Here is a 15,389-nt window from a genome sequence, read left to right on the forward strand (position 1 = left end):
GCTATCACGAAGCCCCCTCCGGCGAGGCAATCCTCACCAACGCCCCATCCGCCAACCGCTGCTGAAGCCTCAGCGCCTCATCCGCCGGCGCCGTCATCCACAAATCCATATCCTCCTGCCGCGTCAGGATGACAGGTATGGCCTTTGGATGAACGGTACTGACCTCCCGGTTGGCCTCGGTGGTCAGGAATCCATACAGGTCGTCCGTCGTCTCGCCATCGGCCAGCTTCCTGACAGATGTCCACCGGCACCAGAGCCCTGCGAAGAAGGCCAGCGGCTCACCGTCGGCCCTGGCGAACCAGACCTGACGGCTTCGTCCTCCCTGCAGATGTTCGGGCTCGGCGAAGGCCGTCAGCGGGACCAGGCAGCGGTGTTCCACACCCAGCCAGCGCCGCCACCAGGACGATTCCGTGTGCCGGATGTTGGTAATGCCCCGGTCCACCTTCTTGCCCTTGAGCATGCCGGGCGGCGTCGGCATCCCCCAGCGGGACATGACCAGCTCCCGGCCACCCTCGGCATTGCGGACAATCGGGGCCATCGTGTTCGGCCACACCTCGGGCAACGGTTGCAGGTTGCCGATGTGGTCGATCATGACCCTGGCGATCGTCCGGATCGCCTCCTGGTTCGTCATTACGGAGTAGAGGTTGCACATCGCTGCCTGCCTTCCGCCGTCGGACAGAGAAAACGACCGTGAGTCAAAGCCTTGTAGATATCAGAGACATAGCCGGGCCTCAGCCATTCCCTGCACTGTGCCACATCTCCGGAGATCGTGCCTTGACTCTCATCGCATTTAAGGAACAAAGCATGAACTCTTATCACTGACGCCCGCCAGCATCGGACGGATCGAAATGACCACGAAGGGGAGCCCAGCCCAGAAGAAGCCTGCCCTGGAAGCGCTCCAGGCGACCATTGCCCGCATCGAGGGACACAAGAACCGCAAGCGCGCCGTCCTGCCGTTCGGGGTGAAGGCGATCGATACGAGACTGCCGGGTGGCGGCCTGGCCCTCGGGGCGTTCCACGAAGTGGCCGGTGGCGGGAATGACGCCCTGAACGCGACGGCAGCGGCCCTGTTTGCCGCAGGGATCGCCGCCCGGACCAAGGGCAAGGTGCTGTGGATTGTCACCCGGCAGGACATCTTCGCGCCGGCTCTCGATCAGGCCGGACTGGCTGCCCGCCGGGTCATCCATGTCGAAGCATCCTCGGACAACGACGCCCTGGCCTGCTTCGAGGAAGGTCTGCGGCATGGCGGGCTGGGTTCCGTGGTCGCCGAGGTCGGGCGGCTGACGATGACGGCCTCGCGGCGCTTGCAGATCGCGGCCGAAGGGACCGGAACGATCGGCCTGGCTGTCCGGAGATGGCGCCGCCAGACGGAAGCCGCCGATTTCGGACAGCCGACAGCCAGCACCACACGCTGGCGGGTCTCCGTCCTGCCATCCGCGCCGCTTCCCGTGCCCGGCGTGGAGCGGCCCCGGTGGATGCTGGAATTGCTGCGCGCGCGATCGGGGGAATGCGCGGATTTCGAGGTGGAGGGGTGCGATGCCAACGGGAGGATCGAATCGTGTGGTGTCGCTCTACCTGCCGCTGTGGCCGACGGAGCGCATCAGGAAGAAGCTGGGCAACGCCGCGCCTGAGAGACCGCTGGCCTTGGCCGGCCAGGAAGGCAGCCGTCGCGTCGTCATGTCCGCCGACCTTGCCGCCCGCAAGATCGGGGTGACGCCCGGCATTCCGGTTGCCAAGGCCCAGGCACTCTATCCCGATCTGACCATCATGGACGCCGACCCTGAGGGAGACCGGGCCGGGCTGGAGGCTCTGGCTCTGTGGTTCCAGCGGCGGATCGCGCCGATCGTGGCCGTGGACGCATCCGGCGGATTCCCCGATGGCATCGTAATGGATACGACCGGCACGGATCATCTGCATGGTGGCGAACCGGCGATGCTGGAAACCGTGGCCCGGCGCCTAGCTGACTCAGGCTTCACCGCCAAGGTCACGATCGCCGGGACGTGGGGTGCGGCCCATGCCCTGGCCAGATATGGACGCGGCCGGATCGTCATCGTGCCCGACGGAGGCATCCCCGACGCGCTCTCCGGCCTGCCGATCGAGGCATTGCGGCTTCCGGCTGCCGTCATCGAGGGACTGCGGACGCTGGGTATCTCCCGGATCGGCAAACTGGCCGCCATGCCGCGCGCGCCGCTGACCTTGCGGTTCGGGCCGGAACTGGAGCGTCGTCTGGACCAGGCGTATGGGCGGGTCGCCGAACCCATCCTGGCCGTGCGTCCGGTCGATCCGGTTTCTGTCGCGCGCAACTTCGCCGAACCCATCGGCGCGGCCGAGACCATTGCCCGCTATATCGGCAAGCTGGTTCCCGTCCTGTGCGAAGGGCTAGATGCGAGGGGTGACGGCATACGGCTGCTCGACCTCCTGTTGCACCGGGTGGACAGCCAGACCCAGACCATCCGGATCGCGACGGCCCGGCCGGCAAGGGACGCGAAGCATCTGACGCGCCTATTGTGCGAGAAGATCGAGACGGTCGATCCGGGCTATGGCATCGAGCGCATGGAACTGGTCGCCGTCCTGGCCGAACCGATGGAGGTCAGGCAGCGGGTTTCCTCGCTGATTGAAAAGGAAGAAGCCGACATCTCCGGCCTGATCGACACGCTGGCCAATCGCGTCGGCGGGGAATCGCTCTACCGGTTTGCCCCTGTGGAGAGCGACATTCCCGAGCGGTCGGTCTGCCGGGTGCCGGCACTGGCTCCGGATGATGGCACCACCTGGCCGGCCGGATGGCCACGACCGACCCGGCTGCTCTCCCGGCCGGAACCTGTCCAGGCCATGGCCGAATTGCCGGACCAGCCGCCGATCTTCTTCATCTGGCGCGGCATCCGGCATCGCGTGCGTTGCGCCGACGGACCTGAGCGCGTCTTCGGCGAATGGTGGCAGGGCGATGCGGAACTGACGATCGCGCGGGATTATTTCCGCATCGAGGACACGGCCGGCGACCGGTTCTGGGTCTTCCGCGAGGGCGACGGCGAGCATGGGGAAACCGGCTCGCAGAGATGGTTCATGCACGGACTGTTCGCATGACCCGCTATGCCGAGCTTCAGGTCACCAGTTATTTCTCATTCCTGCGGGGCGTGTCGTCGCCTGCAGAACTGTTTGCCCAGGCCAGGCGCCTCGGGCTCTCCGCCATCGGGATCACGGATCGCAACACGCTGGCCGGCATTGTCCAGGCCCACATCGCCGCGAAAGATACCGGCATGCGGCTGGTGGTCGGGTGCCGGCTCGACCTCGCCGACTTTCCGCCGGTCCTGGTCTATCCGATGGACCGCGCCGCCTATGGCCGCTTATGTCGGCTGCTCTCGATCGGCAAGGCGCGCGCCGGCAAGGGGAAATGCCTGCTGAACTGGGCCGACCTGGCCGAGTGGGGCGACGGGCTGCTGGCCGTGCTGGTGCCGGATGTCGCCGGCGAGGACTGCGCCCTGCATCTGCGGAAGCTGCGGGATGCCTTCGGGGACCGTGCCTATATGGCCCTGACCCTGCGCCGCCGGCCGAATGATCAGATGCGGCTCTATGAATTGGCGAACCTGGCCCATGCGCGCCGGGTGAAGACCGTCGTCGCCAATGACATCCTGTTCGATATCCATGACCGCCGCATCCTCCAGGATGTCGTCACCTGCGTCCGGCACAATACGACCATCGACCGGTCCGGCTTCGTCCGCGAGCGTCATGCCGATCGCTATCTCAAGCCGCCCCAGGAAATCGCGCGCCTGTTCTCACGATATCCCGAAGCGATCGACCGGAGCATGGAGATCGTCGAACGCTGCCGGTTCAGCCTCGACGACCTTGCCTATCAATATCCGGACGAAATCACGACGCCAGGCCAGACACCCCAGGAGGCACTGGAGGCCCTGACGTGGGAAGGTGCCCGCGCCTTCTATACGGATGGCATCCCCGAGGACGTGGCCGAAATCCTCCGTCATGAACTGGCGCTGATCGGGCGCATGTCCTACGCGCCCTACTTCCTGACGGTGAACAGCATTGTCCGCGAGGCGAGGCGGCGGGGAATCCTGTGCCAGGGTCGCGGATCGGCGGCCAATAGCGCCGTCTGTTTCGTGCTGGGGATCACGGCGATCGACCCGTCGCGGACGACGTTGCTGTTCGAGCGGTTCATCTCGGAAGAGCGGGGCGAGCCGCCGGACATCGACGTGGATTTCGAGCATGCCCGTCGCGAGGAAATCATCCAGTGGATCTATGACCATTACGGTCGAACCCGCGCGGCACTGACCGCCGTGGTCACCCGGTATCGGGCCAAGGGAGCGCTCCGTGATGTGGGCAAGGTGATGGGGCTGCCGGAAGACCTGATCTCCCTGCTGTCGAAACAGATATGGGGCTGGTCGCGCGAGGTCGATGCGGAGAAATTCGCCGAGACCGGAATCGACCTGACCGACCGGCGTATCCGTCTGACGCTCGATCTGGCGCGTGCCCTGATCGGCGTGCCGCGTCATCTGTCCCAGCATCCGGGTGGCTTCGTGCTGACCCACGACCGGCTGGACGAACTGGTGCCGATCGAACCGGCGGCGATGGATAACCGTCAGACCATCGAATGGGACAAGGACGATATCGACGCGCTGAAATTCATGAAGGTGGATGTGCTGGCACTCGGCATGCTGACCTGCATGAAGAAGAGCCTCGACCTGCTGGCCGAGCATAAGGGGCAGGCGCTGACCCTGGCCACCATCCCGGCCGAAGACCCGCGAACCTACGCCATGATCCGCAAGGCGGACACGATCGGCGTGTTCCAGATCGAATCCCGCGCCCAGATGTCGATGCTGCCGCGCCTGAAGCCCCGGACTTATTATGACCTGGTGATCGAGGTCGCTATCGTGAGACCCGGACCGATCCAGGGTGATATGGTTCATCCGTATCTGCGCCGGCGGGCGGGACTGGAGCATCCGGACTATCCGACGCCGGAACTGGAAGAGGTGCTGAAGCGGACCCTCGGCGTGCCGCTGTTCCAGGAACAGGTGATGCAGGTGGCCATGGTCTGCGCCGGGTTCACGGCGGCCGAGGCGGACGGCCTGCGCCGGGCCATGGCGACCTTCAAGAACACCGGCACGGTATCGAAATTCCAGACCCGCCTGCTCGAAGGCATGAGGGAGAACGGCTACCCGGAGGAATTCGCCGAGCGCATCTATCAGCAGCTTGAGGGCTTCGGCTCCTACGGCTTTCCGGAAAGCCATGCCGCGTCGTTCGCCATCCTGGCCTATTCGTCGTCCTGGATGAAATGCCGCCATCCGGACGTGTTCCTGGCCTCATTGCTGAACAGCCAGCCGATGGGCTTCTACGCGCCGGGCCAGCTTGTCCGCGACGCCCAGGCTCATGGGGTGGAAGTCCGGCCGATCTGCGTGAACCGGTCCCGGTGGGATGCCACGCTGGAAGGGCCGGAACGGGCGAACGGCCTGTTCGCCGTCAGGCTTGGCATGCACCTGGTGAAGGGACTGGCCAATGAAGATGCCGCGCGGATCGTGGCGGCCCGTGGGAATCAGCCCTTTGCATCCGTCGATGATCTGTGGCGACGATCCGGCGTGAAGGCGGCTGCCCTGACCCATCTGGCCGAGGCGGATGCGTTCCGTCCGGGGTTCGGGCTGGCCCGGCGCGAGGCATTGTGGGCCATCAAGGCGCTACGGGATGAACCGTTACCCCTGTTCGCGGCTGCGGCCATCACGCGGGAGGCCGAGGAACCCGATGTCCTGCTCCAGCCCATGCGGGCCGGCGCCGAGGTCGCGCGGGACTATAACCGTGTCGGCCTGACCCTGCGGGACCATCCGGTTGCCTTCCTGCGGGACGATCTGCGCCGGGAAGGCATCCTGTCATGCCGGGACGCCATCGGCGCCAAGGACGGCAAGCGGATGACGGCGGCCGGAATCGTCCTGGTGCGCCAACGGCCGGGCTCTTCCAAGGGGGTGGTCTTCATGACGCTGGAGGACGAGACGGCAACGCTGAACGTCATCGTCTGGGCGGACGTGTTCGAGAAGTTCCGGCCAGTGGTCCTGTCCGCCAGTATGGTGGCTGTGAAGGGGCGGATTCAGAAGGAGGGGGAAGTGATCCATCTGATCGCCCTGGAGATTGTCGATCGATCAGCGCTGCTGGCGGATGTCGGTAATCGGGCGGGGCGTGGGGATGGGCATGACGATGCCAGATCTATGTGCGCCGATCTGCCTGGTGACCGCATTGCCATCCGATCCCGCGACTTTCATTGAGGCGCCTCTGGACGGCCCGCAGACGCAATTTTCCTGGTACCCTGAATCAGCACATGGTAAGTTCACACCTGAACAGTTCGGAGATCCGGGGAGCATGACTAGTAAACGGCGGCCGGCCCCCTCTCAGATCGACCTGTTTCCCATTCGCGCCCATTTCCAGCGGATCAGGCCGAAAGAGAATGAATGGCGCTTCTATACGCTGTCGATTCAGCCGGAATTGTTTGGCGGTGCCGCACTCGTCCGCCAGTGGGGACGTATCGGCACTCGAGGCACCCAACGTCTCGATCTGCATCCGAACGAAGGTGCAGCCCTGAACGCCCTCGCCGACCAGATGACCATTCGTCGCCGTCGCGGCTATAACGCGATCTGACCAGAAGAACGGATTTTCCACCGGATGCACGTTTGCTCCGGGCGGAAGCCGATCCGGTAGGGGCGGTTTCCCCTTCCGAGCGCGTGACCGGCGCATCAGCGACCGCCTTCAGCGCCCTTGTTTCCTTCGGTCCGCCTTGATCCTTACTGATAGACCGTAGAATGCAATGCGCCCTGTACCGCTCCATCCCCAATCGTGAGTCATGCGGTTTACGTGCGCGTCGTTGCCCGACGTCTAACGACGTCGGGGCCTCGTCACCCGGCCCCAGCAGCCGGTTTCGGGACACGGTAGGTGGTCATAAAGGCCACTCTCCCCAGTAACCGGCTCATGCCGGGGCGGGCGGCGCCTGAAAGGCCCGTATCCCACCCGCTGGGGTTTTTCTCCTGCATAGGAAAAACCATGTCCTTTTCATCGTTTCGTTCCCGCTCTGATGGCGGGAACGTCGCCTTTACGCAATTTCGTGCCACCGAGGCCGACCTGCACACCTATCGGCGCCTCACCCTCAGCCTTGGTGTACCGCCCAATTCCGCCATGCTTCGCTATGCGGGGAACCAGGCCGCGCATCTCGTGTTCATTGGCGAGAGCGGTCAACCCGACTGGGCGCGCTTCCTGCGCGAGTTCTACCGGCGCTGGCCGACCCTTCCGCCGGGTGGCCCTGTCGCCGCCGATGGCACGGTTCTAGCCTCCCTGCCTGAACGAGCCGCCTATGAGCAGCTGCGTCCCCTGCTTTCCAGGGATCTGAGCCTGGATCTCCATCAGCCAATTTCTGCGGACCGGGGCGACCAGCGGGCCGACATGACCGTCCGGCGGGGTGCGGACGCAGCCTATATCGAGGTCGTGGGCGCGTGCGGGTCCGACCGCGTGGTTCGCAACTCTCAGGAAAAGGCATGGCTCGACCGTCTGGACCGCCGCCTGGCTTTTTATCGCGCTCTCGGAATCACGCCGGTCTGCGTTTTTCTTGACATGCTGATGGACCCAGCCGGGCTGCGGCAAGTATTTCATGACACCATCGTCACCCTGCGCGGCAAGGAGGTTCGGGCATGAGCGAATTCCTTCCCGCCCAATTTCGGCCCTCCGCGCGTCGGTCGAATTTCCTGCCACGCTGGTCCATGGGACGTATTCTGGTCGTCGATATCGTCCCCGTGGCGCCCGGTCCTCTCGTCGCGGGCAGTGAGGTGGTCGTCCACTCCCGTGAGGGGTTCTTCCAGGCGGCCGGCGAGAATTCCTGCCTCAGTTGGTGGTGCGGTCATGCCATGGCTGCGCGAACTGCGCTTGAGGCGACGCAGGACGATGAAGGGAAGCCTGCGCTGGTTGTCGGCGACGTGGCCTTCCGCTCGGTGCTGCCGCATGGCGTTCCCCGGCCGCTCATTCTCGCGGCCTATCACGCGGGCTTCGTGCGGCGCCTGCTGGGCGGTCCGCTGGACAGTCCGCCGCACTGGCTCTGCCTCTACAGGAATGCACGCTTGCACTATCCGGACCGGCCCAGCTTCGATCTGCGCGATCTGGCCAGCGATATCATTCCCGGCGACACCGACGTCTTCTTCGGCGGGCATGAGTTGTCGCGGCTGTGGGCAGCGCAGACGTTGACCCTGGGCCTGCTGCGACGATGCCGGCCCAACATGATGGTCGCCCTGTCTAGTACTCTTGTGCCGCCGCCAGAACGGAGCGGTCCTTTCGCCGACGTCGTCCAGTATGAGGAGATGGGGGACAGTTTCTTCCACGACTTCGAATAGGAAACCCTTCACCCACGCCCACGCGGGCGTGAGTGTACCCCCTTCGGCCTGCTTCAAAATAAATGCAATCTGCACCTCGGTGAACTTCGATGCCTCCATGCGAACGGGGTATTCTCATCGCGTCGGATCGAACGGGCGACGTATCGTGACATCGGTATGCGCTTTGTGGCGGCGAACCTGCATCCTGACCATAACACGATCGCGGCGTTCCGGCGCGGCAACCGCACGGCGATCGAGGCGGCGTTCGTGCATGTGCTTTTGCTGGCACGCGAGACGGGACTGGTGCGGCTGATGACAGCGTCACCGGACGCGTGACACCTCCTTGAGTGGCGTCATGACGCCGTCATGACGCGTCATCACCCCATGAAGATAAAATTTATGGGAGCTTTTCTTTGCACCAAAGACGATGGAAGAATTCTGTTGACGTCGGGCTTATGGCTGGCTATCAAGTTCACATGAAGCCCAATGGTGCATACAAAACAGATCTCGCCGCAGTGGCCACCATTTCGGCAGGCCACCCGTTCAGAGGACGGATTGACCCGACCGAAGGGGCTGAAACGGTTGTTGTGCAGATGCGTGACACCTCACCTTCTGGCGTGGACTGGACGTCCAGCGTGCGGACCGAAGTGGCCGGGCGTCGTGAGCCCGACTGGCTGCGTCCGGGTGATATTCTCTTCCCCGCCCGTGGCAATGTGTCACAGGCGGTTCTGATCGATGAGAGCATCGGCAGGCTTCGGGCCGTGGCAGCCCCCCACTTCTTCCTCCTGCGCGTGGTACGTTCCGACGTGCTGCCTGCCTATCTGGCCTGGTGGCTCAATCAGGAACCGGCGCAGCGCCATCTGGAACAGAACGCCCAGAGTTCCACCCTTGTGCGCAACATTGCCCGGCCGGTGCTGGAAGCCACGCCCGTCGTGCTGCCTCCCCTGCCCCGACAGGAACAGATTGTGGCGCTGGCAAACGCCATGCAGCGCGAGGAAGAACTTCTTCAACGCCTGCGCCAGACCAACCACCAGATCATGACCGGGCTTGCCAGAGACCTTTTGGCGGACTGATATTTCGTGCATATATTGAAACAGGATTTGACTTCGTGACCGAACAGATTTCACAGGACACCATCAACAAGGCGCTCTGGAGCGCCTGTGACACCTTCCGTGGCACTGTCAGCCCCGACACCTACCGCGATTACGTGCTGACCATGCTGTTCCTGAAATACATCTCCGATGTGTGGCAGGACCATTATGACACTTACAAAAAGGAATACGGCGACAATCCCGAACTGATTGAAGCCATGATGGCACAGGAACGCTTTGTTCTGCCCAAGGGCTCTGATTTCTACACCCTCCACAGGGAGCGTAATACGCCCGGAAACGGTGAGCGGATTGACAAGGCCCTGCACGCCATTGAAGAGGCCAACGGCACCAAACTGAAGGACGCGGGCAAGAGTGTCTTCCAGGACATCAGCTTCAACTCCGACAGATTAGGCGATGAAAAGCAGAAGAACACCATTCTGCGGCATCTACTGGAAGATTTTGCCAAGCCGGACCTGAACCTGCGCCCCTCACGCGTTGGCAATCTGGATGTGATTGGCAACGGCTATGAATTCCTGATCAAGAACTTTGCTGCCAGTGGTGGACAGAAGGCGGGTGAGTTCTATACCCCGCCGGAAGTCAGTGAACTGCTGGCCCGTCTGCTGAACCCGCAACCGGGTGAGAGCATTTGTGACCCGGCCTGTGGTTCGGCCTCCCTGCTCATGAAGTGCGGCAAACAGGTGACGCAGAACCACAACGGCAGCAAGGACTACGCCCTGTATGGACAGGAAGCCATTGGCTCGACCTGGTCCTTTGCCAAGATGAACATGTTCCTGCATGGCGAGGACAACCACCGCATTGAATGGGGCGACACCATCCGCAGCCCCAAGCTGCTGGATGACAAAAACCATCTGATGCGCTTTGACGTGGTGACAGCCAACCCGCCCTTCAGCCTCGACAAATGGGGCCATGATGAGGCTGAACAGGACGTGCATCATCGCTTTGCCCGTGGCGTGCCGCCCAAGACCAAGGGCGATTACGCCTTTATTCTGCACATGCTTGCCACCCTGAAAGACCGCACGGGGCGCATGGGCGTGGTGGTGCCGCATGGCGTGTTATTCCGAGGCAGTTCGGAAGGCAGGATCCGCCAGAAGCTGATTGAGGAAAACCTGCTGGACGCCGTGATCGGTCTACCGGAAAAGCTATTCTTCGGCACAGGGATTCCAGCCGCCATCCTGATTTTCCGCAAGGACCGCAAGACGAAGGACGTGCTGTTCATTGATGCCAGCCGCGAGTTCAGGGCGGGCAAGAACCAGAATGTGCTGACCGAAGAAAACATCACGAAGATTGTGGAGACCTACCGTGCCCGCAAGGATGTGGACAAATACGCCCACCTCGCCACACCGGATGAGATCAGGGAGAACGACTACAACCTGAACATTCCGCGTTATGTCGATACGTTTGAGGAAGAAGAAGAGATTGACCTCAACGCCGTGCGCAAAGAGCGGGCGGAGATCAAGGCAGAACTTGCCAAGCTGGAAGCCCGGATGGACGCCTATCTGAAGGAGCTGGGTTATGCTTCCTGAGGGCTGGAAAGAAGTAAAATTAGAAGAAGCGGTTTCCTTCTTGGATGGGAAACGAAAACCATTGAAATCTGAAGATCGTTTAAAAATTCGCGGTCAGTATCCATATTATGGCGCAACGGGCATTATAGACTATGTAAATGATTATATATTCGACGACACTCTTATACTAATGGGAGAGGATGGAGAGAATATTATTTCTCGAAATCTTCCACATGTATTCATTATATCTGGAAAAACATGGGTTAATAACCATGCTCATGTTCTAAAAGCGAAAAAATATTGTGACACTCGCTTTTTATCATCCTATCTTGAATCATTAAATTACGAAAAATACAATACAGGTTCGGCACAACCGAAACTAAATAAAGCCATTTGTGAAAATATCCGTATTCTTCTCCCTCCCTTCCCCGAACAGAAGAAGATCGCGGCGATCCTCTCGACGTGGGATCGTGCGATTGAGGGGACGGAGAAGCTTCTGGCCAACAGCCAGCAGCAGAAAAAAGCCCTCATGCAGCAACTCCTCACAGGCAAAAAACGCCTGCCGGGGTTTACGGGGGAGTGGAAGAAAAAGACACTGTCTAATGTCTGTCAGATAAAAACAGGCAAAAAAGATGTAAATGAAGGATGTGAAAATGGGGAATATCCGTTTTTCACCTGTGCGAAACAACATACATTTAGCGAGAATTATTCTTACGACTGTGAAGCCATACTCATCGCAGGAAATGGAGAAGTCGGAAAAACACATTATTACAACGGAAAATTCGAGGCTTATCAGAGAACTTATATATTGAGTGATTTCACGAATATATCAGTATTTTTCCTTCTACATTTCATAGAGTTCTTCTTACCTTTAGATATTTCAAAGGAAAAACAACATGGGGCAATGCCATATATCAAACTTGGAACATTAAAGGACTTTTCTGTTGTAACTCCCCCCATCCCCGAACAGCGGGCCATCGCCACTGTCCTGACCACAGCGGACGAAGAAATAGCATCCCTTGAATCCGACCTCTCGCGCCTGCGCCAAGAGAAGAAAGCCCTGATGCAGCAGCTTCTCACGGGCAAGCGCCGCGTGACGGTCGATTAAGGTATTTCAGCTTACAGGATATTTGAACATCATGGTTTCTGCCCCGAAATTTCAGGAAGAATACAGCGCCAAACTGCCCGCATTGGCCCTGCTCAGCACGCTCGGCTGGCGGTTTCTGCCTCCATCCGAGGCGCTGGCTTTGCGGGGCGGCAGGCAGAGCGCCGTCGTGCTGGACACCCTCCTGCGGGCGGAACTGAAAAAGCGGCGCTTTAAGTTTGAAGGGCAGGAGCACAGCCTGTCCGATCAGGCCATTGATGCACTGGTGTCGCACGTTACGCATCCGGACTTTGTCTCCGGTCTGCGCGATGCCAATGACAAGATGACGACCCATCTGCTGTTCGGTATTGCCATGACCCAGTTTATCAACGGGCGCAAAGCCAACCCGACCATTGCCCTGATCGACTGGCAGAACCCGGAGAACAACAGCTTTACCTTCACTGAAGAATACAGCGTTCTGCGCACCGATCTGACACAGACCCGCAGGCCGGACATCGTCTGCTTCGTCAACGGGATTCCGCTGGCCGTGATCGAGGCCAAGCGCCCCGATGGTCAGCCGGGCAAAGGCCCGACCGTGGAGGCCGGGATTTCCCAGAGTATTCGCAACCAGAGCAAGGGTGAAATCCCCCAGCTTTTTGCCTACAGCCAGCTTCTACTCTCCATAACCGGGCATGACGGACGCTATGGCACCTGTGGCACGCCCAAGAAGTTCTGGGCCAGTTGGAAGGAAGAGGACATTCCCGAAAGCCGGATGGAGACGCTCAAGAACACGCCGCTTTCGAGTCCGCAAAAAGACGCGCTGTTTGCCGAGCGCAAGGCATCTGACCGGGTGTGGTTCGAGGACTGGGCCTCCCGCCCGCTGCATGTCTCCGATCAGGATCGGCTGCTGATTGGCCTGTTCTCCCCCCAACGCCTGCTGGAAATGACGCGATACTTCACGCTGGTCGACCGCAAGGCAGGCAAGATCGTCGCCCGCTATCAGCAGGTCTTTGGCATCAAGCGTTTGCTGGAGCGCATCAAGTCCCGCCGCAGCGATGGCGGGCGTGAGGGCGGTGTGGTCTGGCACACCACGGGGTCTGGCAAGTCCTTCACCATGGTGTTCCTCAGCCGCGCCCTCATTCTGGATGACGATCTCAAGCAATGTCGCATTATTGTCGTGACAGACCGCAAGGATCTGGAACGTCAACTCAGCACTACCTTCTCCACGGGGGGCGAGCTAGCAGACAAGAAGGACAAGGAAGAAGCACTCGCCACCTCTGGCCGCCGTCTGGCGCAGCAGATCGGGCATGGGCAGGAACGCATCATCTTCTCGCTCATCAACAAGTTCCACACCGCCACCACTCTGCCCGAATGTCATAATGACAGCGCGGACATCATCGTGCTGGTAGATGAAGGCCATCGCAGTCAGGGCGGTGAGAACCATGCCCGCATGAAGCACGCCCTGCCCAATGCCGCCTTCATCGCCTTTACCGGCACGCCCTTGCTCAAGGGCAGCGAGACCACCAGCCGGTTTGGCAGGATCATCCACTCCTATACCATGCAGCAGGCTGTGTCGGACGGGACCGTGACGCCCCTGCTTTATGAGGAACGTAAACCCGATCTGGATGTGAACGACCGCGCCATTGATGCCTGGTTCGAGCGCATCACGCAGGGACTGACCGAGGAGCAGGTCACGGATCTCAAGAAGCGTTTTGCCCGCGCCAATCAGGTCTACAAGGCGGATGACCGCATCCGGCTGATTGCCATGGATCTGGCCACGCATTTCGACAACAACATCGACAAAAACCTCAAGGGTATGCTGGCCTGTGACAGCAAGCTCTCCGCCATCCGCTACAAGCAGTATCTGGACGAGGTCGGTCTGTTTGAAAGTGCCATCGTCATGAGCCCGCCGGATACGCGGGAAGGCCATACGGAGGTCGATGAGCGCAAACAGCCAGAAATCCAGACGTGGTGGAAGGACAATGTCGGCAGCCAGAGCGAGGATGACTACACACGCGGCGTCATCGAGCGCTTCGAGAAAGACCCGGACCTCAAGCTGATCATCGTGGTCGACAAGCTGCTGACCGGCTTTGATGAACCGAAGAACGCGGTGCTCTATATCGACAAGCCGCTGAAGCAGCACAATCTGTTGCAGGCCATTGCCCGCGTGAACCGGCTGCATGACCAGAAGAAGCACGGGCTGCTGATCGACTATCGCGGCATTCTGGCGGAGCTGGACACCACGCTGGCCCGGTATGACGAGCTGGCTGCCGAGAATGTCGGCGGGTACGACCCGAAGGACATTGCCGGGCTCTATAGCCAGATGAGCACGGAATACCGGGAACTCCCGGCCCTGCACAAAGCGCTGTGGGCCATTTTTGACGGCGTGAAGAACAGGAGTGACCTCCAGCAGCTTCGTGCCGTGCTCATGCCCCGCATGGCGGAGGAACACGGCCAGATGGTGGACGTGAACCTCAAGCGCCGCGATGATTTCTATGAGGCGCTGACGAAGTTTGCCGCCTGTCTGAAGGTGGCGCTGCAATCCGTTGCCTTCTTTGAAGATACCAGCTTCACGGAAAAGGACCGCGCGACCTACAAGGAAACACTGAAACAACTGACCAGCCTGCGGCAGATGGTGATGCAGGATACGGGCGCAACCGTGGACTTCGACCAGTATGCCGAGCAGGTCAAGAAGCTGCTGGATCGGCATGTGGCCGGGGTAAAGGTCCATGAGTCTGAGGGCCTGTATGCGGTCGGCAAGATGGGTCAGAAGCAGGAAGACAACCAGCCCGCCACCTGGAGCGAGGAAAAGACCCGCAACGAGACGGATCTGATCCGCACGCGTGTGACGAAAATGATCGACCACGAGATGCAGGACGACCCGTATGCGAAGGAAGCGTTCTCGGCCCTGCTGCGCAAGGTGATCGAGGAAGCGGAAAGCCTGTTCGACCATCCGCTCAAGCAGTTCATGCTGTTTCAGGAGTTCGAGGAACAGGTGGCCAACCGCAAACTGGACAGTATCCCGTCTGCTTTTGACGGGCATCGTCATGCCCAGGCCTATTATGGCGTATTTCTGAAAACACTCGCGGCTATCTTTAACCACAGGCAGACAGACGAGGAGAAACAGCGCTGGATTGATCTGGCATTCGAGATTGACAGGATTGTGGACAAGGCCGTGCGGGAGAACTCGCTCAGCCGCCCGGATATGGAAAAGGCGGTCAAGAAGGAGCTGCTTCCCCTCCTGTTCAGCACGGGCCAGAAAGCCGGCTTTGGCGTGGACAAGGCACAGGAGATCATCGAGCAGGTCATCCAGATCATGCGGGCCGGACCTGCTGATACAGTGCGTAGCTAA

The 15,389-nt window shown here is 60.7% G+C and carries 11 protein-coding genes and 1 pseudogene; 11 read left to right on the forward strand and 1 reads right to left on the reverse strand.

Going from position 1 to position 15,389, the window contains the following annotated elements:
- Window positions 1-4: 4 nt before the first annotated feature.
- On the reverse strand, window positions 5-652 hold the full coding sequence (locus ACMAUO_RS15005) for an SOS response-associated peptidase (protein WP_420357760.1): 648 nt from the start codon (window positions 650-652) through the stop codon (window positions 5-7).
- Between the two features lie 196 nt (window positions 653-848).
- Between ACMAUO_RS15005 and ACMAUO_RS15010 the strand changes: the two genes are divergently transcribed.
- The 11 genes and pseudogenes from ACMAUO_RS15010 to ACMAUO_RS15060 all read left to right on the forward strand — a co-directional run bounded on the left by ACMAUO_RS15010 (window position 849) and on the right by ACMAUO_RS15060 (window position 15,389).
- The gene (locus ACMAUO_RS15010) at window positions 849-1,631 is read left to right on the forward strand and encodes an ImuA family protein (protein ID WP_420357761.1); all 783 of its coding nucleotides are present in this window, start codon (window positions 849-851) and stop codon (window positions 1,629-1,631) included.
- Window positions 1,561-3,081 carry a DUF6504 family protein gene (locus ACMAUO_RS15015; protein ID WP_420357762.1) on the forward strand — a complete coding sequence of 507 codons (1,521 nt, stop codon included), beginning with the start codon at window positions 1,561-1,563 and terminating at the stop codon, window positions 3,079-3,081. The genes ACMAUO_RS15010 and ACMAUO_RS15015 overlap by 71 nt, the downstream gene beginning before the upstream one ends.
- Window positions 3,078-6,257, forward strand: a complete 3,180-nt coding sequence (locus tag ACMAUO_RS15020) for an error-prone DNA polymerase (RefSeq protein ID WP_420357763.1) — start codon at window positions 3,078-3,080, stop codon at window positions 6,255-6,257. Before ACMAUO_RS15015 ends, ACMAUO_RS15020 begins: the two co-directional genes overlap by 4 nt.
- Window positions 6,220-6,627 carry a WGR domain-containing protein gene (locus ACMAUO_RS15025; RefSeq protein WP_420357764.1) on the forward strand — a complete coding sequence of 136 codons (408 nt, stop codon included), beginning with the start codon at window positions 6,220-6,222 and terminating at the stop codon, window positions 6,625-6,627. The genes ACMAUO_RS15020 and ACMAUO_RS15025 overlap by 38 nt, the downstream gene beginning before the upstream one ends.
- Window positions 6,628-6,918: 291 nt before the next feature.
- Window positions 6,919-7,671, forward strand: a complete 753-nt coding sequence (locus ACMAUO_RS15030; RefSeq protein WP_420357765.1) for a hypothetical protein — start codon at window positions 6,919-6,921, stop codon at window positions 7,669-7,671.
- Window positions 7,668-8,360: a hypothetical protein gene (locus ACMAUO_RS15035; RefSeq protein WP_420357766.1), complete on the forward strand. Its 693-nt coding sequence runs from the start codon at window positions 7,668-7,670 to the stop codon at window positions 8,358-8,360. The genes ACMAUO_RS15030 and ACMAUO_RS15035 overlap by 4 nt, the downstream gene beginning before the upstream one ends.
- A gap of 93 nt (window positions 8,361-8,453) precedes the next feature.
- Window positions 8,454-8,669, forward strand: a pseudogene (locus ACMAUO_RS15040) (transposase); the annotation flags it as partial.
- 146 nt (window positions 8,670-8,815) lie between these two features.
- A complete protein-coding gene (locus ACMAUO_RS15045) occupies window positions 8,816-9,412 on the forward strand; it encodes a restriction endonuclease subunit S domain-containing protein (protein ID WP_420358280.1) in 597 nt (198 codons plus the stop codon).
- A gap of 35 nt (window positions 9,413-9,447) precedes the next feature.
- Entirely contained in the window at window positions 9,448-10,974 is a 1,527-nt protein-coding gene (locus ACMAUO_RS15050; RefSeq protein ID WP_420357767.1) for a type I restriction-modification system subunit M, read from the forward strand.
- Complete coding sequence (locus ACMAUO_RS15055) at window positions 10,964-12,061, forward strand: restriction endonuclease subunit S (RefSeq protein WP_420357768.1); 1,098 nt, start codon at window positions 10,964-10,966, stop codon at window positions 12,059-12,061. The genes ACMAUO_RS15050 and ACMAUO_RS15055 overlap by 11 nt, the downstream gene beginning before the upstream one ends.
- Before the next feature lie 31 nt (window positions 12,062-12,092).
- Window positions 12,093-15,389: a type I restriction endonuclease subunit R gene (locus ACMAUO_RS15060; RefSeq protein ID WP_420357769.1), complete on the forward strand. Its 3,297-nt coding sequence runs from the start codon at window positions 12,093-12,095 to the stop codon at window positions 15,387-15,389.

Source organism: Gluconacetobacter brunescens (assembly GCF_048695475.1).
In the GTDB taxonomy this organism is placed as follows: domain Bacteria; phylum Pseudomonadota; class Alphaproteobacteria; order Acetobacterales; family Acetobacteraceae; genus Gluconacetobacter.

Coding starts and splice junctions, on each gene's coding strand:
- ACMAUO_RS15005 (WP_420357760.1), bottom strand. CDS start 652: ATGTGCAACCTCTACTCCGTAATGACGAACCAGGAGGCGATCCGGACG.
- ACMAUO_RS15010 (WP_420357761.1), top strand. CDS start 849: ATGACCACGAAGGGGAGCCCAGCCCAGAAGAAGCCTGCCCTGGAAGCG.
- ACMAUO_RS15020 (WP_420357763.1), top strand. CDS start 3,078: ATGACCCGCTATGCCGAGCTTCAGGTCACCAGTTATTTCTCATTCCTG.
- ACMAUO_RS15035 (WP_420357766.1), top strand. CDS start 7,668: ATGAGCGAATTCCTTCCCGCCCAATTTCGGCCCTCCGCGCGTCGGTCG.
- ACMAUO_RS15045 (WP_420358280.1), top strand. CDS start 8,816: ATGAAGCCCAATGGTGCATACAAAACAGATCTCGCCGCAGTGGCCACC.
- ACMAUO_RS15055 (WP_420357768.1), top strand. CDS start 10,964: ATGCTTCCTGAGGGCTGGAAAGAAGTAAAATTAGAAGAAGCGGTTTCC.
- ACMAUO_RS15060 (WP_420357769.1), top strand. CDS start 12,093: ATGGTTTCTGCCCCGAAATTTCAGGAAGAATACAGCGCCAAACTGCCC.